A 20,082-nucleotide genomic window follows, 5' to 3' on the forward strand; every position below is an offset into this window, starting at 1 on the left:
ACTACAAGCTAAGGGCTACCTAAGCCTTAGTTGAGACACTTAAAAGAAATAAAGGATCCACTTGCGTAATTTGACGTTTTTGACCCGATGTAAACCCCTTGCGGCGAGTGTGCTTTCATTAATGTTACTCGGTGGAGCCGCAAAGAGTTTTGCCAACAACGACTTGCCCGATCTGGGTACCGCCGCCGTCAATACCTTCAGCCTAGAAAAAGAAATGGTCTATGGCGATGCCTATATGCGCGTTATTCGCTCATCGGCGCCCATGCTGAACGATCCGGTATTGAGCCAATATTTAACTGAACTGGGCAACAAATTGGTCGCCCACGCCACGGGAGTCAAAACGCCCTTTTATTTCTTCTTGCTGCAAAATGATGAAATCAACGCCTTTGCCTTTTTCGGCGGCCACGTTGCGGTGCACACAGGGCTATTTCTTAATGCTGATAACGAAAGTGAACTGGCCTCAGTATTAGGCCATGAAATCACCCACGTGACCCAGCGTCACTTAGCACGCTCCCTCGAAGCGCAGCAAAAAACCGGACCAGCGACTGTTGCTGGTTTACTCGGCGCCATTTTATTAACGATTGCCGTTCCTCAAGCAGGGATGGCCGCGTTGGCAACCACCCAAGCCATGGCGACACAATCAAAAATCAACTACACCCGCCTGCATGAAAAAGAAGCCGATCGTATCGGCATGCAAATTTTAGTTGACGCGGGATTTGATCCTAATGCCTCCGCCGATTTCTTTGGCAAACTCGCCAGTCGTTACCGTTTTACCACTACGCCACCGCAAATGCTGTTAACCCACCCTTTACCTGAATCACGGATTTCCGAAGCGCGGGATCGTGCCCAGCAATATCCCCACCGTTATGTGCCGGATAATCTGAACTTCCAGCTCGCTAAAGCCCGTATTCAGGTGCGTTTTTCCAGTTATAGCGACGATGCGGTATTGAGCATGTTTGAAAAGCAGCTCAATAAGCAAACCTACAGCTTTAAAGAGGCGGCCCTCTACGGCAAAGCATTAGCACTGTTTAGATTGAAGAAGTTTGATGAATCCGAAAAAATTGTCGATGAACTATTAAAAATCGATGATAACAACTTGTTTTATCTCGATACTAAGACGGATTTGCTTAACGAACGTAAGGATTATGCCCAGGCAACTCAGTTACTCGAAACTCAGCGGAAGATGAAACCCACTTCGCAGGTGATCAACGCTAACTTAGCCAATATCTATATCGAGGCTGGTGACCCCGCTAAAGCGATTCCGCTGCTCGAAGATATGATTTTCCTCGATAAGCAGAATCAACTGCCCTATCAGTTGTTAAATCTTGCCTACAAGAAACTTGGTAACCAAGGGATGGAGTATTTCTCCAATGCCGAGTTAATGGCGCTAGGCGCTAACTATAAGGGCGCTATCGATCAGCTTAACTTTGCTTACCGCGCCTCGGAAGGTAATCCATTACAACTGGCGCGAATCGAAGCACGTATCCGCCAATTTAAACAGGCAGATAAAGAAATGGATGCCCTAAAGTAAAATCAGCCATTTTATCTCTACAGCCTATAATCGCGCCCCGAACACCCTGACGGGGCGCTGTTTTTTCTGCTATCATCCGCGCCATTGTTTTAGCCGATTGAGCATGAGTACTATGACCCAAGCAACGATTTACCATAACCCACGTTGTTCAAAGAGCCGCGAAACCTTAGCCCTACTCGAGCAACAAGGCTGCGAAATCACAATAGTGGAATACCTTAAAACCCCTCCAAGCGCCGCTGATATTCGTGGAATTTTAGCCACGCTCAAACTCAGCGCCCGTGAGTTAATGCGCACTAAGGAAGACGAGTATCAAGCACTAGGTCTTGCCAATCCGGCTTTAACCGAAGAACAACTTATCGACGCCATGGTCAAGACGCCAAAATTGATTGAACGCCCAATCGTACTGGCTAATCAACAGGCAGCCGTTGGTCGTCCACCGGAAAATGTACTGAATATTCTCTAAGTTGTTCAGGCTATTTCACCACTGTTCCAAGATGTTTAGATTAGGAAAATCATGACCTCAAGCTCTCTACTGACACTTAGCCGCTTAGGCTACCTTGCCCTTGTTCTGCTGCTGGGCGGCTGGTTTATTGGTCAAGGCATAAATGGGGAATATACCTTATTATTCAGTCTATTATGGATAGTGCCTTTATTGCTTCCCATCAAAGGCATTTTAAAAGGTAATCCTTACACCTACGCATGGGCGAGCTTTATTTTATGCTTATATATGCTGCACGCCCTCACCTTGTTGTATGTCACGACCGATGCATTGGCCTTTGCCATTATTGAGGTCCTGCTCATTGGCGCGCTGTTAGTCGCGTTCCCGTTTTATGCTCGTATCCGTGGACGTGAACTCGGCCTAGGTCTGAAGAAAAAATCCGATAAGCAAGACTAATATTCCGAATATAGTAAAGCGCGGTTGATTTACACCGCGCTTTTTATTGCCCGACACACTCTCTGCGTCAGTCCATCCGTTTTTAGTCAAAATGATCAATGCCCCGCCTATCTCCAATAATCACTACAAACAATCCATAACATTTAAGCTACCTTCGATCGCTTTTTGTAACTAAAAGAGCGTGCTATAGTCATTTTTTGTGCCAATAAATGACGGTGAATCGTGCCTGTCAAACAACAAAAACAAACAATAACAGCGAATTAATTGGAGTGAGTCATGATGGAAATATGGGGCCCAATTCGTCGATTCAGTATCATAGCCGCAGCAGCAACATTGAGCGCCTGTGGCGGCGGAGGTGATAGCAACAGCGATGGCGGCACAGTTACGCCTCCCACAACCAATGTGCCACGTTGTACCTCAGTCACACCATTAGTGACCACAGATACTGGTGCAATTCGGTTTAAGACGGAATCTCAATATGGTGTAGGACAATCCGGTGCCATTATTGCCAGCCTAGGTAATCGCGATTCGCAGGATCTCACCTTCCGTTGGCAACAACTCGAAGGCCCCAGCATTGAACTCGTTAGTCAAAATAGTCCTGTATTAGCGATGGAGCTCCCGGCCGTGGGCAGCTACCGCTTTCGCTTACAAATCACCGGCGCCAATACCAATGTGACGGGTGACATCAGCATTAATGCCGATAACAACACGGGCGGATTGCTGAATATTCGTCAAGACCATCAAGCCGTTGAGGGTAACGATGTAAGCTTGCGAATTGGTCAGCAAGCCGGCCTCAGTGCCGCCAATGTCAATTGGTGTATCGCCGAAGGCCCCGATGTCAGCCTTGACATAAGCGATCCCTTTAGACCCCTCTTTACCGCACCCGCTGTTGCTCAAGATACCTTAACCCGTCTTAGGGCATCAGCCACGATTAACGGTAATGTAGTGACAGATGAAGCCTTTGTATTAACCACGGCAGCGCCCACGATAAGCTCCAGTTACTTTGATACGCCACTTGCGCGTACTCATGCTTATCATCCAACCTCACCTTATGCCAGTGCGTTAACGAGCTGTGTGTACTCGAATCAGTTAAAAGAGGCTTGTACAATCAATCAATTGCCACTCATAGGCCAAGTTTCAGATAACCTTGATGTCGATACGATTCTTGATCGGGTATTAGTGTCCCACGATTGGATGGGGGACAATTTTGCCGCATTTTTACGGCAGATGGATCCTAATAGTGACTTTGCCCGCCTGCTACAATCGGTCACCGCAGTGGTGATTAGTTATGATGTGCGCCCATCTTTCTATTGGGTTGTTACAGGGGCGATTTATCTCGACCCCAACGACCTTTGGCTGACACCTATGCAGCGCGATACCATCAACGAAGCGCCAGATTATCGCAGTAGCTTTGGCAATGAGCTGAATTTCATCATGCCATGGCGTTACGTTAAAAATAATCAATATGCTTCACAGGGCTTCCCAATCACTACGCGCGCCACACGGACTCTGGCTCAAATTAACCCTGACCTCGCCTCACTCTTATACCATGAGCTCGCCCACGCTAATGACTTCTTCCCAAGAAGCGTGCACGCATCACTTACAGGTCCAAGACTATTGGATGACTATAGTCGCCGAAATGCCAGTAAGAGTTTGATTTCAGATCAAGTAAGCCGCAGTTATCCCCTCACGAGTACCGAAATGACTGGGCTTGCTGGAGTGAGCTTCTTGGGTGCGAAAGCCACTGCCACCCAAAAAGCCTACCAACCTTCGGATGTCAGTACGTTTTTCTCCAGTGATATCGCCAATGATTTTTACAATTATTCCAGCACCCGCGAAGACACTGCAATGCTATTTGAAGAAGCGATGATGAGCTATCGCTATCAGATCCTGCGGGATGTAGCAGTGACAAATGCACCCGATGTAATCACCGCGGATACGATTATCGTCAACTGGGGACAAAGAGGCCGCATTGGCGCCGATAATTTGCTCAACCGTGCCGCCTTAGTGATCGATGGTATGTTACCCGAGTTAGATGGTATTACCTTGCTAGCAAGCCTGCCCGAGCCCATCCCGATGACCCAAGGGCAAAGCTGGCGTCAAACATTAGGGATATCGCCCAATGCAGCCATTGTGAAAGGACAACAAAGTAGTACCGCAGCCAGTCGCGATAGCATAGCCGAGCCAGAGCTGCGCTTCAGTGGCGATCGTCATCGCCATCCGCAGCAGTAGTCACTTGATCTAAGCGAGCAGATAGACAAGATTTCAGTATTTCAGCTCATTTGAAGATATAAAAAAGCCCGTCGTAATTATGCGACGGGCTTTTTGCTAATAAGGTATCAGCTCAGAGGTGCAGCATTTCTTTTGCAAAAGGAATGGTGAGTTTGCGCTGATGCACTAAAGATGCTTTATCAAGTTTATCTAACACATCAAACAGAGTACGTAGGTCTCTTGCCATTCGGTTGAGCAAAAAACGCCCAACGTCTTCAGGTAATTGTAGCCCACGCATGGCAGCACGGCGTTGCAATGCTGCGAGTTTTTCATCATCAGCCATTGGCTGGAGTTGATAATTGAGTCCCCACTGCATTCTTGAGACTAAATCGGGTAATAAAAATCCGGCATCCGCAGGCGCAGACCGACCACTCACCACCAGCGCGCAATGTTTATTTTCAGCAACACGATTATACAGATCAAAAATCGCCTCTTCCCAAACTGGATGGCCTGCGATGTCGTCCACATCATCAATGCAAATCAAATCAAGTTGTTCCAAACCTTCTAATAGCGCCGTCGAAATACTCGCATGGATCCCAAGTGGCAGATAAAAGCTGCGGCGGTCGAGTTCATTCGCATGGGCACAGGCGGCATGCATTAAGTGAGTACGTCCCGATTTTACGGGTCCCCAAACATAGATAGCCGCTTCACCATGCCCCTCAGCATTAGCGCGCAGCTTTTGAATAAGTTCATCATTACCCGCTGCAGGATAATAACTATTAAAAGTTTCATCGTCTGGCAGATAAACCGGCAATGAAAGTTGTAGCGGTGAGTTTAATGGCACTCGTACGTCTCAATATCAATAAATTATCAACCCCACGCGACTGGGTAGAGTATTTCCCAGCCTCTACGAGGGAAGTTTAAGGTAACCGCCATTGATAGACAGTTTTACCTGCAGGGCTCGCACTGGCGGAAAACTCTCCAGGAGCGACCACCGAAATTCTCGGCTCTAAACTTAATAAACGCTCAAAGTCTGTCTGTGAGCCAAATAGATCTAACGAAAAAGTCACAGTGTTACCTTGAATGCGCGACAAAGTCGCATTCTTAACCGCACTCAGTTGTTTTAAATACTTCTCCACCTCGACAACTTGTGCCATTTTATCAATGTTCACAAAGGTCACACTGGCGCCAACCTGCTCACCAGTATCCGCAATAGCATACTTAGTAAAATAGTAATCCCCTAGGGCAGCCATCATCGCTGTGATCGCCTGCGCACTATTTTCGGCACTGCCATTAAAACTAAACAATGGTGGCGTTAATGAATCAATCGTAGTTTTAGAATACAGATTTAAGCGATAACGTACCTGGTTCCCTGCTGGCTCAATGGCAACAAGCGCTAAGAAATCAGCTTGATAACGTCCAGAGACACTGGCCACGATATCTGCAAACATGCCTTTGACATCGTTCGGGTTAATCCCCATGAGTTCATCAAGATCGAGGATAGGCAATAGCACAGGTATCCCACGTTCATCAGAGAAAGAACTAAACGCCTGACGCTCGGTCGATGTGGAAGAATCACTTAATAGAATGGTGTCACCTTCACCGGGCATCGCCACCCAAAACAGGGTCAATGGACGCTGGGTGCCCCATACTGGGAGTTGTGCTTGACGCAACAAGGACACAATCCGTCTATGCTCGAAATTTGCTTTCAGCAGCAATTGACCATTTTGTTCAACATAACCAAATTGACTTAGCAAGGCATCAGGATTGGCTAACTGCGATTGGATCACGCTATTGTCCAAAGAACGGGCCGTCCCCGTGTTTTTAATGATCACTTTTTCTAAAGCGGTTTTCAGCGCACTATTACGCTCTGGAACCGCACGGGAAGTGACCGGTACATCGGCGACATCTAATTTACTCACTTCAACAGCTTGCAGGCTATTAACGGTAAACAGGCAGTATAAAAACGCGACTAAGCTTGGCTTTAATAGAAATTTCAGCATCTTTGGGTAGTTGAAGTAACATCAGATAGTGCAAATTGTACCATAGTTCGCGCCTTTAGCGAGTCTTAGCCTTATTCGATACTCTGAATAAGGATCGCTACTCTGACAAGCCATAAAACAGTGATCGCCACCCGCAAATACATCATTTAATAAAGATCATATTGCAACAAACTGTTATCATCTCGCGGTTTACCCTAAATTTACGAGAATAATAAATGAGACGACTTGCTATTCCATTGCAGGGCGCACAAATGCTGTTTGTCGCATTTGGCGCCCTGGTACTGATGCCACTGTTAACCGGGCTCGACACCAGTGTTGCACTCTTTACCGCAGGTATTGGTACCCTACTATTTCAATTAATCACTAAACGCCAAGTGCCTATTTTTCTGGCTTCCTCCTTCGCTTTTATCGCCCCGATTCTTTACGGGGTACAAACTTGGGGGATCCCATCAACCATGGGCGGTATCATGGCCGCAGGCGCGGTCTATGTATGCCTAGGCGCCTTAGTTAAAGTACGCGGCACTGACTTTATTCATCGGCTGTTACCACCTGTAGTTGTAGGACCCGTCATCATTATCATTGGCCTAGGCTTAGCGCCTGTTGCCGTGAATATGGCGCTGGGCAAAAGTGGCGACGGCAGTCTAACCTTAGTCGCAACCAATACGGCATTAATCATTTCGCTTGTATCCCTTTGTACCACCATTGCCGTAGCGATTTTTGCTAAAGGGTTACTCAAGGTGATGCCCATTCTTGCTGGCATTATCGTTGGCTACAGCCTGAGTCTAGCATTTGGTATCGTCGATTTTGCGGTAGTCACTGCAGCAAGTTGGATCGCCATTCCAAAATTTGTCGCCCCCGAATTTAACTGGCATGCGATTGCGTTTATGATCCCTGTTGCCATTGCTCCTGCGGTTGAACATATCGGTGACATCTTGGCTATTTCCAATGTCACTGGTAAGGATTTTATGAAAAAACCTGGCCTGCACCGCACCTTAACTGGTGACGGCGTAGCAACAATCGCCGCAGCAGCCTTCGGTGGTCCACCAAACACCACCTATTCAGAAGTCACAGGTGCAGTCACCTTAACCCGTAACTTCGACCCAAGGATCATGACATGGACAGCCATCACTGCCATTACCTTGGCGTTTGTAGGTAAATTAGGGGCACTGATGCAAACTATCCCCGTTCCAGTTATGGGCGGCATTATGTGTTTGTTATTTGGTTCAATTGCCGCTGTAGGATTAAATACCTTAATCCGTAATCACGTGGACTTATCCGAGCCGCGTAACTTAAGCATTGTCGGTGTCACCTTAGTCTTCGGTATTGGCGGTATGGCCTTTGGTATTGGTTCCTTTAGCCTTACAGGCATTAGTCTTTGCGGGATTGTCGCCATTACCATGAATCTGCTATTACCTGCGAGCAAACACCACGATCGAGATGCGGCATCACACTAAGTGTTGCCCTTCAATTCCTGACTCAGTAGGAATATGGCAATAAAAAAGCCGCTAAGTTATTCACTTAGCGGCTTTTTGTTATTCTTCATCGCTCTGTGACGAGTAATTACTCTGCAGTTTTGTACTTTTCTGCAGTCGCTTTGATTAATGGCTGTAATTCGCCTTTTTGGTACATATCAACCACGATATCACAGCCACCAATCAGCTCGCCTTCAATCCACAGTTGTGGGAAGGTTGGCCAGTTTGCATACTTAGGTAATTCAGCACGAATATCTGGGTGCTGGAGAATATCCACAAACGCAAACTGCTCGCCGCAGTTAATCATGATTTGGGCTACCTGAGATGAAAAACCACAGCTAGGTAATTTAGGAGAACCCTTCATGTATACAATGATTGGGTTTTCAGCGATCTGCTGTTTAATTTTCTCTACTGTTTCCATTTTAATTCCTAAGTATGATGACATTGACTCAATGATGGCTATTGTACGACAGCTAAGCACAGAACAAAATCCCACAGTTTGTAAGGTTATGGCCTGCAATTAGTTTTTCGATGACGCCTATCTAATCAATTAGCCAAACAATGATTCACATCACAAATTTTATCGGTACAATAGTGTCCAGTGAGCACGTTTAAAAAACGATAACCTAAGACCATGGAGAGATACTAATGGCTTTCGAATTACCCGCATTACCATATGCAAAGAACGCACTAGAACCACACATTTCTCAAGAAACCATTGAATACCACTACGGCAAGCATCACAACACTTACGTTGTTAAGCTAAACGGTTTGATCGAAGGAACCGATTTCGCAGGTAAATCTTTAGAAGAAATCATCAAAACTTCTACTGGTGGCGTATTTAACAACGCAGCTCAAGTTTGGAACCATACTTTCTACTGGAACTGCTTAGCGCCTAACGCTGGCGGTGAGCCAACAGGTCCTGTGGCTGATGCCATCAACGCGGCTTTCGGCTCATTCGACGCATTCAAAGCACAATTTACTGATTCTGCGGTAAACAACTTTGGTAGCGCTTGGACTTGGTTAGTGAAAAAAGCCGATGGCACTGTTGCTATCGTCAACACTAGCAATGCTGCAACACCTCTGACTGACAGCACTGTGACACCAATCCTGACTGTTGACGTATGGGAACACGCTTACTACATCGATTACCGCAACGTACGTCCTGACTACTTGGCCCACTTCTGGCAATTAGTTAACTGGGACTTCGTGAACCAAAACTTCGCGGGTTAATCGTCTCTCAGCGATCCTTAAAAAGAGCCCAAGTGGCTCTTTTTTATTACCTCAAAAATCATTCATCTTCGACTTCCCGTTAAACTTCACCTGATAACTACAAGTGCAATAATTGCAATTGCAATCATTTGTTATTGTTTTTATTTGATATTTTTTTGACACAGCATGCAAGTTTGTGTCTAAGATTAGTGTAGGAAGCTGAAAAATCAGTTATCCCTTCCATAACATCACTGGCGTTTCAGGGGGTTTATATGGGCATTTTCGAGCATTACCAAAAGCGCTACGAACAAAAACTCGATGAAGAATACACTTTGCAGGAATTTCTGGATATCTGTAAAGAAGATCGCAGTGCTTATATGTCAGCATCTGAGCGATTACTGCTCGCCATCGGTGATGCTGAAATTATCGATACAGCTAAAAATCCAACCCTAAGCCGTATCTTTTCGAATCGTCTCATCTCACGCTATCCCGCATTTAAAGACTTTTACGGTATGGAAGATGCGATTGAGCAAATCGTTGCCTACCTAAAACACTCAGCCCAAGGCTTAGAAGAATCTAAGCAAATTTTATACTTACTCGGCCCAGTGGGTGGCGGTAAGTCATCACTGGCAGAAAAACTTAAATCATTGATGCAAAAAGTGCCCATTTATATTCTGAGCGCTAATGGGGTAAGAAGCCCGGTGAATGATCATCCCTTCTGTCTCTTTGATGTGGACGAAGATGGTCAACTATTGCGGGATGAATTCAATATTCCCAGCCGTTATCTCAAAACCATCATGTCACCTTGGGCGGTGAAACGTCTGCACGAGTTTGGTGGCGATATTTCTAAATTCCGCGTGGTCAAAGTCTATCCCTCTATTCTCGATCAATTGGCGATTGCCAAAACCGAGCCTGGGGATGAGAACAACCAAGATATTTCCTCTTTGGTGGGTAAGGTTGACATTCGTCAACTGGAACATTACTCCCAAGATGATGCCGATGCCTATGCCTACTCCGGCGCATTATGCCGCGCTAACCAAGGGATAATGGAGTTTGTGGAAATGTTTAAGGCGCCGATTAAGGTGCTACATCCACTGCTGACCGCGACGCAAGAAGGTAACTATAACGGCACGGAAGGCTTGTCTGCCCTGCCCTATAGCGGGATTATTTTGGCACACTCTAATGAGTCAGAATGGTCAACCTTTAAAAATAACAAGAACAACGAAGCATTCCTCGACAGGGTTTATATTGTCAAAGTGCCCTATTGTCTTCGGGTATCAGAAGAACTGCAGATTTACAAAAAGCTCATACAAAATTCCGAGCTATCTCAAGCACCTTGCGCCCCCGGAACCATAGAAACCCTAGCGCAATTTAGCGTACTATCAAGGCTAAAAGTCCCAGAAAACTCTTCTATCTACTCGAAAATGCGAGTTTATGATGGTGAGAGCTTAAAAGATACTGATCCTAAAGCAAAATCCTACCAAGAATATCGCGATTATGCAGGCGTCGATGAGGGAATGAACGGTCTTTCTACCCGTTTTGCCTTTAAGATCCTGTCACGGGTATTTAACTTTGACCATTCCGAAATTGCCGCTAATCCAGTGCATTTATTCTATGTGCTTGAACGGCAAATTGAGCAGGAGCAATTCCCTAGCGATACCGCCGAACGTTATCTGGAGTTTTTAAAAGGCTACTTAATTCCTAAATATGTCGAATTTATCGGTAAAGAAATCCAAACCGCCTATTTAGAGTCCTACTCTGAATACGGCCAAAATATCTTCGACCGTTATGTCACCTATGCCGATTTTTGGATTCAGGATCAAGAATATCGCGATCCAGAAACGGGCCAGTTGTTTGACCGCGCCGCACTGAATGCCGAACTTGAAAAAATCGAAAAACCTGCGGGCATCAGTAATCCAAAAGATTTCCGTAACGAAATTGTCAACTTTGTCCTGCGCGCTCGCGCAAGTCATGAGGGCCATAACCCACTGTGGACCAGCTATGAAAAACTACGCACTGTGATCGAGAAGAAAATGTTCTCGAATACAGAGGACTTACTGCCAGTCATTTCCTTTAACGCCAAAACCTCGACTGACGATCAACGTAAACACGATGATTTTGTCAATCGAATGATGGAGAAAGGCTATACCAAAAAACAAGTCAGACTCCTGTCTGAGTGGTATTTACGGGTTCGTAAATCCTCTTAAAACTTGCGCTCACTAAAAACGAGGCTTTGGTCTTGCCAAAGCCTTCGCTGGGATTTGGGAGGTGCGTATGGCGAACTTTATCGATAGGCGATTGAATGCGAAAGGAAAAAGCACAGTCAACCGCCAACGCTTTATCAACCGATATAAGCAACAAATCAAAAAAGCCGTCAGCGATGCCGTCACGCGTCGCAGTGTAACGGATGTAGATAAAGGTGAAAAAATCAGTATTCCCACACGGGATATCAGTGAACCTATGTTCCATCAAGGTAAAGGAGGCGTAAGAGACAGAGTTCACCCAGGGAATGACCAATTTACCCGTGGCGATAAAATTGACAGACCACCGGGAGGTGCTGGCGGCGGAGCGGGTAAAGGTGATGCCTCCGATTCAGGTGAAGGTAATGATGACTTTGCATTTGAAATCTCAAAGGATGAATACCTTGAGTTGTTATTTGAAGATTTAGAGCTACCGAATCTACAAAAAAACCGTCTCAACAAGCTCGTTGAGTATCAAATCTACCGTGCGGGATTCACCAATGATGGGGTGCCTGCCAATATCAATATTGTGCGCTCACTGCGTTCATCCTTAGCGCGCCGTATCGCCATGTCGGCGAGTAAAAAGAAATTGCTCAAAGAGTTGGAACAGGAACTGGCAGAGCTTGAAAATATACCTGGAACAAAAGCTGAGCTGATTTTGGATTTAAAAGCACAAATTGAGGAGTTAAAGCAGAAGATTGCTAAAGTACCGTTTATCGATACCTTTGACTTACGCTTCAACAACTTTGCAAGGCGCGAGGTGCCCTCAAGCCAAGCGGTCATGTTCTGCTTAATGGACGTGTCAGGCTCGATGGATCAAGCGACAAAAGATATGGCGAAACGTTTCTATATCTTGCTGTACTTGTTCCTCACTCGTACCTACAAAAACCTCGAGGTGGTCTATATCCGTCACCATACCCAAGCGAAGGAAGTAGACGAACATGAGTTCTTCTATTCCCAGGAAACTGGCGGCACCATAGTGTCGAGCGCCTTGAAATTAATGCACGAAATTCAACAGGCGCGTTACCCTGCCAATGAGTGGAATATTTACGCCGCGCAAGCATCCGACGGCGACAATTGGGCCGACGATTCACCAACCTGTAGGCAATGGTTAGAACAAAAAATATTGCCACTGGTGCGCTATTACAGCTACATCGAAATCACCAATCGTGCCCATCAAACCCTGTGGCGTGAATACGAATCCCTAAAACAACACTACGACAACATAGCGGTACAACATATTCGTCAAGCCGAAGATATCTACCCTGTCTTTAGAGAATTATTTAAAAAACAGGCGGTTTAAGGGGGCTCTATGGGGATTAAAGAAGCAAAAACACGTACAGCCTTAAGCGATGGTCCAGACTGGAGTTTTGAGCTGCTACAAAGTTATTTAAAGGAAATTGAACGGGTGGCAGCAATTTACAAATTAAACGCCTATCCGAATCAAATCGAAATCATCACCGCAGAGCAGATGATGGATGCCTATGCCGGTATTGGGATGCCCATAGGCTATACCCATTGGTCTTTTGGCAAACGCTTTATTGAGACTGAACAAGGCTACAAACGTGGACAAATGGGGCTCGCCTATGAAATCGTGATCAACTCCAACCCTTGCATCGCCTATCTCATGGAAGAAAACACCATCACGATGCAAGCATTAGTAATGGCGCACGCCTGTTTTGGACATAATAGTTTTTTTAAAAACAATTACCTATTTAAAACCTGGACCGATGCGAGTTCGATTATCGACTATTTGGTGTTCGCTAAAAACTATATCAGCGATTGCGAGCAAAAATACGGTGTCGAGCAAGTTGAAAGCGTGATTGACTCCTGCCACGCCTTAATGAACTATGGCGTTGATAGATATAAACGTCCTGCTGAAATCTCTTTTAGGGAAGAACAAGCGAGGCAAAAAGATCGCGAGGCCTACCTGCAAAGCCAAGTGAACGATTTGTGGCGCACTATTCCCACCCATCAACAGCAGCAACCGTCGACCACTAAGCGCCGTTTTCCCGCCGAGCCGCAGGAAAACATTCTTTATTTTATTGAAAAAAATGCGCCATTGCTGGAGTCATGGCAGCGGGAAATTATCCGGATCGTACGCAAAATGGCACAATATTTTTATCCGCAAAAACAAACACAAGTCATGAATGAGGGGTGGGCAACCTTTTGGCACTACACTATTTTGAATCATTTATACGATGATGGTGTTGTCACTGACCGCTTTATGATGGAGTTTTTGCAAAGCCATACGGGCGTCGTAGCGCAGCCTGAATATAACAGCCGATACTACAGCGGTATCAATCCCTATGCCCTAGGGTTTGCGATGTTTACCGATATTAGGCGCATCTGTGAGGCTCCGACTGATGAAGACAAAGCCTGGTTTCCGGATATTGCGGGGAGTAATTGGCTCGAAACCCTACACTTTGCGATGCAGAACTTTAAGGATGAGAGTTTTATCAGCCAATACCTGTCACCAAGAGTGATCCGTCAATTCAAGCTGTTTGGCATCCATGATGATGAAAAACGTAACTATTTATCCGTATCCGCCATCCACGATGAACAGGGCTATCAAGATATTCGTAATTTATTATCGCAGCAGTACAATTTGTCTAATATTGAACCCAATATTCAAGTGCATAATGTTGAAATAAACGGCGACAGATCCCTTACGCTAAGGTATGTTCCCAACAAAGATATCCCACTTGCTAATAGCTACAAAGAAGTGCTCAAGCATCTGCACCGTCTTTGGGGTTTTAGTGTTAGCCTTGAACAAGCCAACGCTGATAATAGCATTACATTATTAGCTACATGCCCAGAGCAGCCCAAAGCGGACTGATAACCCGTGGTAAGACAACATACAAAAAAGCCGTTTTAGCGAAAACGGCTTTCATATTTTATTTGACCTGATGTTAGCAAGCACCCAGATAGTGAATGCTCAGCGTCAGCTACGAATGCGAATCCTGTTGAGCAATTGAAGACGGCATATCATCACGCAATTGCAGCCACATTTTGCCACTATTGATCCCATAGGTACGCATTAATGCAGGCACATCGAGATAGTTTTTCGCTTTCGCTAACAGTTCTAACTCTTTATAAAAATTAAGTGCCAACTGACGAGCCTCTGGACTACTAAAATAGTAACGCCCAACTCGACTGTATAGTCCCTTAAAGCCATTCAAGATCAATACATAAAGCGGATTACCCGATGAGAACGCTAACGTATGATGCAACAGATAATCATACTCGGCAAAGGATTCAGCGGTATCCTCTAACTGATGGATTTTAGCCAATACTTCCATCGCAGTATCAGGGCTGTTGCGCAGTGCGCCACGGAAATAAATTGCACTCACATTGGTACGAGCAGAGAGTAATTGGTCCACTAATACAGGAAAGCCCTCAGGGTTGAGATCTGCAATCGTCTCAAGAATATTCAGACCCGAAGTTTCCCAAAAATTATTGACACGAGTCGGCTTGCCATGTTGAATTTTCAACCAACCATCACGCGCTAAACGCTGTAACACCTCACGCAACGTCGTCCGGGTCACGCCGATCAATTCAGAAAGCTCACGTTCAGCCGGTAAAATGGACCCTGGAGGAAACTTATTTTCCCAAATCGATCTTACAATATACTTCTCTGCAAAACTTGCAGGTCCTTTGGCATTGATAATCATCAGCCCACTTATCCAGTTGTTGTGCTTTAATAATGGTCACTGATCATACCAGAGCGGTAAAAAATGGAAACCATTGACTGAAACTCCCCGCTTCATCAGCGTACAATTGTCACAAAAATGTTTAATAAATCGACACAAATCAATAGCAATTGTACCAATTTTGCCGATTAGCTCCGCTTTTTGAAATCTGGGTTTGAGTAACTCGTTACATTAGCATTCTCTTTAGGCTAGACTGAATCCTAAAACATATGTCACTAACAATAACTTGTGAAATTTAAAACATAATTAGAAGAGAGGATGCCATGCCGATGACAATGAGTCAGGCGTTTATTGGAAACTTCTTAGGTAACTCACCTAAGTGGTACAAGATCGCAATACTGTCGTTTTTAATAATCAATCCAATACTCTTTTTCTATGTCAGTCCCTTTGTGGCTGGTTGGGTATTAGTGCTTGAATTTATTTTCACCCTGGCAATGGCGTTAAAATGCTATCCATTACAACCCGGCGGTTTGTTAGCCATCGAAGCGGTTGCAATTGGCATGACTTCAGCCAGTCAAGTACTACACGAAATTGAAGCTAACCTTGAAGTGTTATTATTGCTAGTGTTCATGGTGGCTGGCATTTACTTCATGAAGCAACTGCTGCTATTCGTGTTTACTAAGATGATCACCAAAGTCCGATCTAAAATCTTAGTGTCTTTAATGTTTTGTTTAGCCTCAGCATTCCTATCCGCCTTTTTAGATGCTTTAACCGTTATTGCAGTAATTATTACCGTTGCAGTGGGCTTTTACTCTATTTACCACAAAGTTGCCTCGGGTAAAGATTTCTCTGCCGATCATGACCATACTTCAGAAGATAAAAACGAGGAAGGTGATGCCCAACTCAACGAAGCTGAGCTGGAGTCTTTCCGTGGCTTCTTACGTAACCTATTGATGCACGCAGGCGTTGGTACCGCATTAGGTGGCGTGTGTACTATGGTTGGCGAACCTCAAAACTTAATTATTGCCGCCCAAGCTAACTGGCAGTTTGGTGAGTTTGCAATTCGTATGTCACCAGTTACCGTGCCGGTCCTGATTGCTGGTATCTTAACCTGCTACTTAGTCGAAAAATTCCGTATCTTTGGATACGGTGCGCAATTACCTGATGCTGTTCATAAAATCCTCTGTGACTATGCAGCCTATGAAGATGCTCGTCGTACCAATAAAGATAAAATGAAGCTTATTGTTCAAGCCATTATTGGGGTCTGGTTGATTGCAGGTCTTGCGTTACATTTAGCCTCTGTCGGCTTGATTGGTTTATCCGTGATTATTTTAGCTACTGCCTTTAACGGTATTACCGATGAACATGCCCTAGGAAAAGCCTTCGAAGAAGCTCTCCCCTTTACGGCGCTGTTAGCGGTATTCTTTGCCGTGGTCGCAGTGATTATTGATCAACAACTATTTGCTCCCGTGATCCAATGGGCGCTGAACCACGAAGGCAATACCCAATTAGTGATTTTCTATATTGCTAACGGTTTACTCTCTATGGTCAGTGATAACGTGTTTGTGGGGACGGTCTACATTAACGAAGTCAAAGCGGCTTTGATTAATGGTCAAATTACCCGCGATCAATTCGACCTGTTGGCTGTGGCAATTAACACTGGAACTAACTTGCCTTCAGTTGCAACACCCAATGGTCAAGCTGCATTCCTGTTCTTACTGACATCAGCACTTGCACCACTCATCCGCTTGTCCTACGGCAGAATGGTATGGATGGCATTGCCTTACACGATCGTCCTATCGGTTGTGGGTGTAATGGCGATTCAAATGGGTTTCTTAGAGCAAATGACGCAGTATTTCTATGATTCCCATGCAATTTTGCACCACAGTGTTAAGGAAGCCTTAGCGCCTGCGGCAGCTCACTAACATAAATATCAGAGTTGACTGAACTTTATGAGTTCAGTACAGTCAAACAAACGCCCTATCTTCAAGGGCGTTTTTTGTTGATATGGAGTTCACTTTTGACAGCATTCACTCGCTTTGCCCATTCCCGTGCATCTTGGTTTATTCTGACAGGCTCTGCGATTGTCCTTGAAGCGGCCGCTTTATATTTTCAATACGTGATGAAATTAGATCCCTGTGTGATGTGTATCTACCAAAGACTCGCTGTATTCGGTATTTTGGCTGCAGGACTTGTGGGAATGACGGTGCCAAAGTACCGTATCGTTCGAATTTTGGGTGCACTGGGTTGGGCAATAAGCGCAACATGGGGCCTAAAGCTAGCATTAGCCTTAGTGGATATGCAAAACAATCCCTCACCATTTTCTACCTGCTCGTTTTTACCCGAATTTCCAGCCTGGATGCCACTGCATGAATGGTTTCCTGCCATCATGATGCCGACGGGTATGTGTACCGATGTGCCATGGCAATTTATGGGAGTGACAATGGCCGAATGGATGGTCGTTGCCTTTAGTGGTTATCTAGTGATGTTATTACTGTTTATTGTGCCAATTCTCAGCGGCTCAGATAAACCGTCACTCTATAAATAAGTTTCAATAGGCAGACTTAAGGTCTGCCTTATTTTTATGCCTCTCCATTTATAACTTTAGTTAGTGTTATGACTTAACTTTGATTTAAGCCAATGGCAATTAGATCAAAAAAAGCTAAACTGGCTCAATGATCGCGGCATTTGGACCCCGTATAACATGGATAAACGGCCTATCTTTGCGCCACAAGCCTCGTTAACCCAATGGCAAAAAAGCCTGCCGTTTAAGCTCAGCTTGCTCCAACTCATCATCGCCAGCATACTGATTTTCAGTACTGCTTGGGTCATCCTTAATATCCAGACCCAACAAATCAGTGAGCAACAGACGTTGCTTAATCAGAATCACGGTCAAATAATTATTGCTAAACTGCAGGAGATGACCTCACAAGTCGAAAATCAAGTGAATGCGATTAGTCAAATCGCCATGCTCTACCGCCATGAACCTGAACAGCTCAGTAAAAGTATTCCCGTTTTACTTTCGATAGAAAGTCAAAAAGACATCATCTCTGGTGGAGGTATTTGGCCTGAGCCAGGCGCATTTAATCGGCAAAAGTTCCGTGACAGCTTGTTTTGGGCGCACAATATTCGCGGTGAGTTGGTAGCGATAGACAGCTACAACAGTGATAACTTCCCAAGTTATCATACTGAAGAATGGTATCGACCAACCCGTTTTTTCCCCGCGGGTAAAGTCTTTTGGTCTAAATCCTATGTCGATCCCACAACCCATGAACCTATGGTTACCGCATCAAGCGCCATGTGGGTAGATCATCAATTTATCGGTGCAGCTACCACGGATATTAGTCTAGAAAAACTCAACCAGCTGTTACGCAATGCCATGTTGGATGTCAGTGGCTATGTCGTGGCTATTGACCATCAAAATCAAATACTGGCTTTTCCTAATCGTGATAATACACGCCAATCTCAGTCTGATACGACACACCATTTAATGAGCTTTGATGCGTTAGCTAAAGTAGAGCACGCTTTTACTCCTATAGCATCAGCGCTTCAGTTGGCAGATCGCAGTTTTATCGACCAAGCAATTGCTGAGCGCGTTTTTACTCAAGAGCAAATGGATAATCTCACTCGATTAAGCAGCGATAATGAGCGAGAAATGCTCTCTGCAATTGTGAATGACAACGCGAAAAACCATTTCACAACACCCCGACGTATCGCTTCAATCGCATTGACAATGGATCCTGTCCTAAAGGCGCCTTCACTCGTTTCTGTTTTTCTTATGCCCCATACTTATTGGAAAATTTTAGTCGTCACACCAGTCGCGCCGTTACAAGACACCGCTAAAAAACTGATTGAAAAGGTGGGGCTTTCTTTAGTCGCAATCCAAATGCTAGGCCTTATATCCTTGTTCATACTGCAACATAGGCTAATCATGGCTCCTATAATGGAAATGGTCAGAGCGCTTAAACGCAATGACTCTGCCTCCATCGAACTCAAAGCCAAAGAGCGCCATGACGAAGTCGGATTACTCGCAAAGACTTTTTTATCGCGTACTCAACAGCTTGAAATCGCTATGGCGAGTTTAGATGCCAGCAATCTCGCACTGGAACAACAGTTACTTAGTCAACAACATGTTCAACAGGAATTGAATCGACATAAGGAACAATTAAGATCTTTATTAGACTTTGCATCTACCATCATTTATATCAAAGACTTAAATGGCAGATACACCTTGGTCAATCATAAATATTGTGAAGTACTCGGTATCGAACGGCGAAAAATTATCGGTGCCATGGATTTTGAACTCTTCCCAGCTCCTCTTGCTCAACTCTACCAACAGAACGATCAACGGGTAAACCATCGCCACGATGCTCTGCATTTTGAAGAGCCAATACCAACTCCCCGTGGTGAAATTATTTACCAGATGACAAAGTTTGATATCCGAGATGATGAAGATAATTCTATCGGCGTTGGTGCAATTGGCTTTAATATGGATCTCAAAAAGCGCCAAGAGAAAGCACAAGAAAAACTGCTAGAACAACAACAGCAACAAATGAAGGAACAGCAACATCAAACTCAGTTAGCCCAGCAAGAACTCGCCTTAATGAGGGAGCAGATAGGTGAGCTCAATCATGAAATTACACAGCAAATCCAACTCAACCTCAATAAACAGCAAAGTCTAAAACTCATGCAGCACTTCCTCGCCGAAGTGATTAATCAAATGATGCAAGAGCAGGATTGATCTGATCCGCTAACTCTGGACACTTAACTAAGCACTGTGTTTCAGTTCAAAATTCTCAGGGCTTAAATAGCCAAGTGAACTATGCCTTCTGGTTTTGTTGTAATCAACTTCTATGTATTCAAAA

Annotated in this window: 17 protein-coding genes; 12 read left to right on the forward strand and 5 right to left on the reverse strand. The window is 44.9% G+C overall.

All coding sequences use genetic code 11. The features are described 5' to 3' along the window. Nucleotides 1-61 precede the first annotated feature (61 nt). From AEA42_RS03195 to AEA42_RS03210, 4 genes are all read left to right on the forward strand, one after another. A complete protein-coding gene (locus AEA42_RS03195; RefSeq protein WP_037426781.1) occupies nucleotides 62-1,531 on the forward strand; it encodes a M48 family metalloprotease in 1,470 nt (489 codons plus the stop codon). A 112-nt stretch (nucleotides 1,532-1,643) separates the two neighbouring features. Beyond that, nucleotides 1,644-1,994: an arsenate reductase (glutaredoxin) gene (gene arsC, locus AEA42_RS03200; RefSeq protein ID WP_037419889.1), complete on the forward strand. Its 351-nt coding sequence runs from the start codon at nucleotides 1,644-1,646 to the stop codon at nucleotides 1,992-1,994. Nucleotides 1,995-2,045: 51 nt separating this feature from the next. Beyond that, nucleotides 2,046-2,426, forward strand: a complete 381-nt coding sequence (locus tag AEA42_RS03205; RefSeq protein WP_037426780.1) for a DUF2069 domain-containing protein — start codon at nucleotides 2,046-2,048, stop codon at nucleotides 2,424-2,426. 279 nt (nucleotides 2,427-2,705) lie between these two features. Next, nucleotides 2,706-4,658, forward strand: a complete 1,953-nt coding sequence (locus AEA42_RS03210) for a hypothetical protein (RefSeq protein ID WP_055646944.1) — start codon at nucleotides 2,706-2,708, stop codon at nucleotides 4,656-4,658. A gap of 112 nt (nucleotides 4,659-4,770) precedes the next feature. Here AEA42_RS03210 and hda read toward each other — a convergent pair whose 3' ends face one another. Both hda and AEA42_RS03220 read right to left on the reverse strand, forming a co-directional pair. Further along, complete coding sequence (gene hda, locus AEA42_RS03215) at nucleotides 4,771-5,481, reverse strand: DnaA inactivator Hda (RefSeq protein WP_037419883.1); 711 nt, start codon at nucleotides 5,479-5,481, stop codon at nucleotides 4,771-4,773. 76 nt (nucleotides 5,482-5,557) lie between these two features. Then, a complete protein-coding gene (locus AEA42_RS03220; RefSeq protein ID WP_055646942.1) occupies nucleotides 5,558-6,640 on the reverse strand; it encodes a DUF2066 domain-containing protein in 1,083 nt (360 codons plus the stop codon). 215 nt (nucleotides 6,641-6,855) lie between these two features. On the opposite strand from AEA42_RS03220, the gene AEA42_RS03225 reads away from it, so the two are divergent. Next, the gene (locus tag AEA42_RS03225) at nucleotides 6,856-8,094 is read left to right on the forward strand and encodes a uracil-xanthine permease family protein (protein ID WP_037426776.1); all 1,239 of its coding nucleotides are present in this window, start codon (nucleotides 6,856-6,858) and stop codon (nucleotides 8,092-8,094) included. A gap of 106 nt (nucleotides 8,095-8,200) precedes the next feature. On the opposite strand, the gene AEA42_RS03230 is transcribed toward AEA42_RS03225, so the two are convergent. After that, on the reverse strand, nucleotides 8,201-8,533 hold the full coding sequence (locus AEA42_RS03230) for a Grx4 family monothiol glutaredoxin (RefSeq protein WP_007649079.1): 333 nt from the start codon (nucleotides 8,531-8,533) through the stop codon (nucleotides 8,201-8,203). Between the two features lie 227 nt (nucleotides 8,534-8,760). On the opposite strand from AEA42_RS03230, the gene sodB reads away from it, so the two are divergent. The 4 genes from sodB (at nucleotide 8,761) to AEA42_RS03250 (ending at nucleotide 14,403) form a co-directional block, all read left to right on the forward strand. Beyond that, entirely contained in the window at nucleotides 8,761-9,345 is a 585-nt protein-coding gene (sodB, locus tag AEA42_RS03235; RefSeq protein WP_011622352.1) for a superoxide dismutase [Fe], read from the forward strand. Nucleotides 9,346-9,596: 251 nt separating this feature from the next. Continuing rightward, nucleotides 9,597-11,531: a PrkA family serine protein kinase gene (locus AEA42_RS03240; protein ID WP_037419872.1), complete on the forward strand. Its 1,935-nt coding sequence runs from the start codon at nucleotides 9,597-9,599 to the stop codon at nucleotides 11,529-11,531. A gap of 67 nt (nucleotides 11,532-11,598) precedes the next feature. Continuing rightward, a complete protein-coding gene (locus AEA42_RS03245) occupies nucleotides 11,599-12,867 on the forward strand; it encodes a YeaH/YhbH family protein (RefSeq protein ID WP_037419869.1) in 1,269 nt (422 codons plus the stop codon). Nucleotides 12,868-12,876: 9 nt separating this feature from the next. Further along, nucleotides 12,877-14,403, forward strand: a complete 1,527-nt coding sequence (locus AEA42_RS03250; protein ID WP_037419865.1) for a SpoVR family protein — start codon at nucleotides 12,877-12,879, stop codon at nucleotides 14,401-14,403. 109 nt (nucleotides 14,404-14,512) lie between these two features. On the opposite strand, the gene fadR is transcribed toward AEA42_RS03250, so the two are convergent. After that, entirely contained in the window at nucleotides 14,513-15,238 is a 726-nt protein-coding gene (gene fadR, locus AEA42_RS03255) for a fatty acid metabolism transcriptional regulator FadR (RefSeq protein WP_037419862.1), read from the reverse strand. Nucleotides 15,239-15,540: 302 nt separating this feature from the next. On the opposite strand from fadR, the gene nhaB reads away from it, so the two are divergent. The 3 genes from nhaB to AEA42_RS03270 all read left to right on the forward strand — a co-directional run bounded on the left by nhaB (nucleotide 15,541) and on the right by AEA42_RS03270 (nucleotide 19,958). After that, nucleotides 15,541-17,142, forward strand: coding sequence for a sodium/proton antiporter NhaB (nhaB, locus tag AEA42_RS03260; RefSeq protein WP_037419860.1), 1,602 nt, complete (start codon nucleotides 15,541-15,543; stop codon nucleotides 17,140-17,142). Nucleotides 17,143-17,237: 95 nt separating this feature from the next. Continuing rightward, nucleotides 17,238-17,765, forward strand: coding sequence for a disulfide bond formation protein DsbB (gene dsbB / locus AEA42_RS03265; protein ID WP_055646943.1), 528 nt, complete (start codon nucleotides 17,238-17,240; stop codon nucleotides 17,763-17,765). A 156-nt stretch (nucleotides 17,766-17,921) separates the two neighbouring features. Continuing rightward, nucleotides 17,922-19,958 carry a cache domain-containing protein gene (locus tag AEA42_RS03270; protein WP_231640346.1) on the forward strand — a complete coding sequence of 679 codons (2,037 nt, stop codon included), beginning with the start codon at nucleotides 17,922-17,924 and terminating at the stop codon, nucleotides 19,956-19,958. A 27-nt stretch (nucleotides 19,959-19,985) separates the two neighbouring features. Here AEA42_RS03270 and AEA42_RS23080 read toward each other — a convergent pair. Beyond that, nucleotides 19,986-20,082: IS3 family transposase (locus AEA42_RS23080; RefSeq protein WP_348625484.1), on the reverse strand; the 97-nt coding region annotated here is incomplete at its 5' end.

This window comes from Shewanella sp. Sh95, assembly GCF_001308045.1.
Classification (GTDB): domain Bacteria; phylum Pseudomonadota; class Gammaproteobacteria; order Enterobacterales; family Shewanellaceae; genus Shewanella; species Shewanella xiamenensis.

Excerpts from the sequence above, each read along its gene's own strand:
- arsC (WP_037419889.1), top strand. The coding sequence starts at position 1,644 with ATGACCCAAGCAACGATTTACCATAACCCACGTTGTTCAAAGAGCCGC.
- AEA42_RS03205 (WP_037426780.1), top strand. The coding sequence starts at position 2,046 with ATGACCTCAAGCTCTCTACTGACACTTAGCCGCTTAGGCTACCTTGCC.
- AEA42_RS03210 (WP_055646944.1), top strand. The coding sequence starts at position 2,706 with ATGGAAATATGGGGCCCAATTCGTCGATTCAGTATCATAGCCGCAGCA.
- AEA42_RS03220 (WP_055646942.1), bottom strand. The coding sequence starts at position 6,640 with ATGCTGAAATTTCTATTAAAGCCAAGCTTAGTCGCGTTTTTATACTGC.
- AEA42_RS03225 (WP_037426776.1), top strand. The coding sequence starts at position 6,856 with ATGAGACGACTTGCTATTCCATTGCAGGGCGCACAAATGCTGTTTGTC.
- AEA42_RS03230 (WP_007649079.1), bottom strand. The coding sequence starts at position 8,533 with ATGGAAACAGTAGAGAAAATTAAACAGCAGATCGCTGAAAACCCAATC.
- sodB (WP_011622352.1), top strand. The coding sequence starts at position 8,761 with ATGGCTTTCGAATTACCCGCATTACCATATGCAAAGAACGCACTAGAA.
- AEA42_RS03240 (WP_037419872.1), top strand. The coding sequence starts at position 9,597 with ATGGGCATTTTCGAGCATTACCAAAAGCGCTACGAACAAAAACTCGAT.
- AEA42_RS03245 (WP_037419869.1), top strand. The coding sequence starts at position 11,599 with ATGGCGAACTTTATCGATAGGCGATTGAATGCGAAAGGAAAAAGCACA.
- AEA42_RS03250 (WP_037419865.1), top strand. The coding sequence starts at position 12,877 with ATGGGGATTAAAGAAGCAAAAACACGTACAGCCTTAAGCGATGGTCCA.
- fadR (WP_037419862.1), bottom strand. The coding sequence starts at position 15,238 with ATGATTATCAATGCCAAAGGACCTGCAAGTTTTGCAGAGAAGTATATT.
- nhaB (WP_037419860.1), top strand. The coding sequence starts at position 15,541 with ATGCCGATGACAATGAGTCAGGCGTTTATTGGAAACTTCTTAGGTAAC.
- AEA42_RS03270 (WP_231640346.1), top strand. The coding sequence starts at position 17,922 with ATGGATAAACGGCCTATCTTTGCGCCACAAGCCTCGTTAACCCAATGG.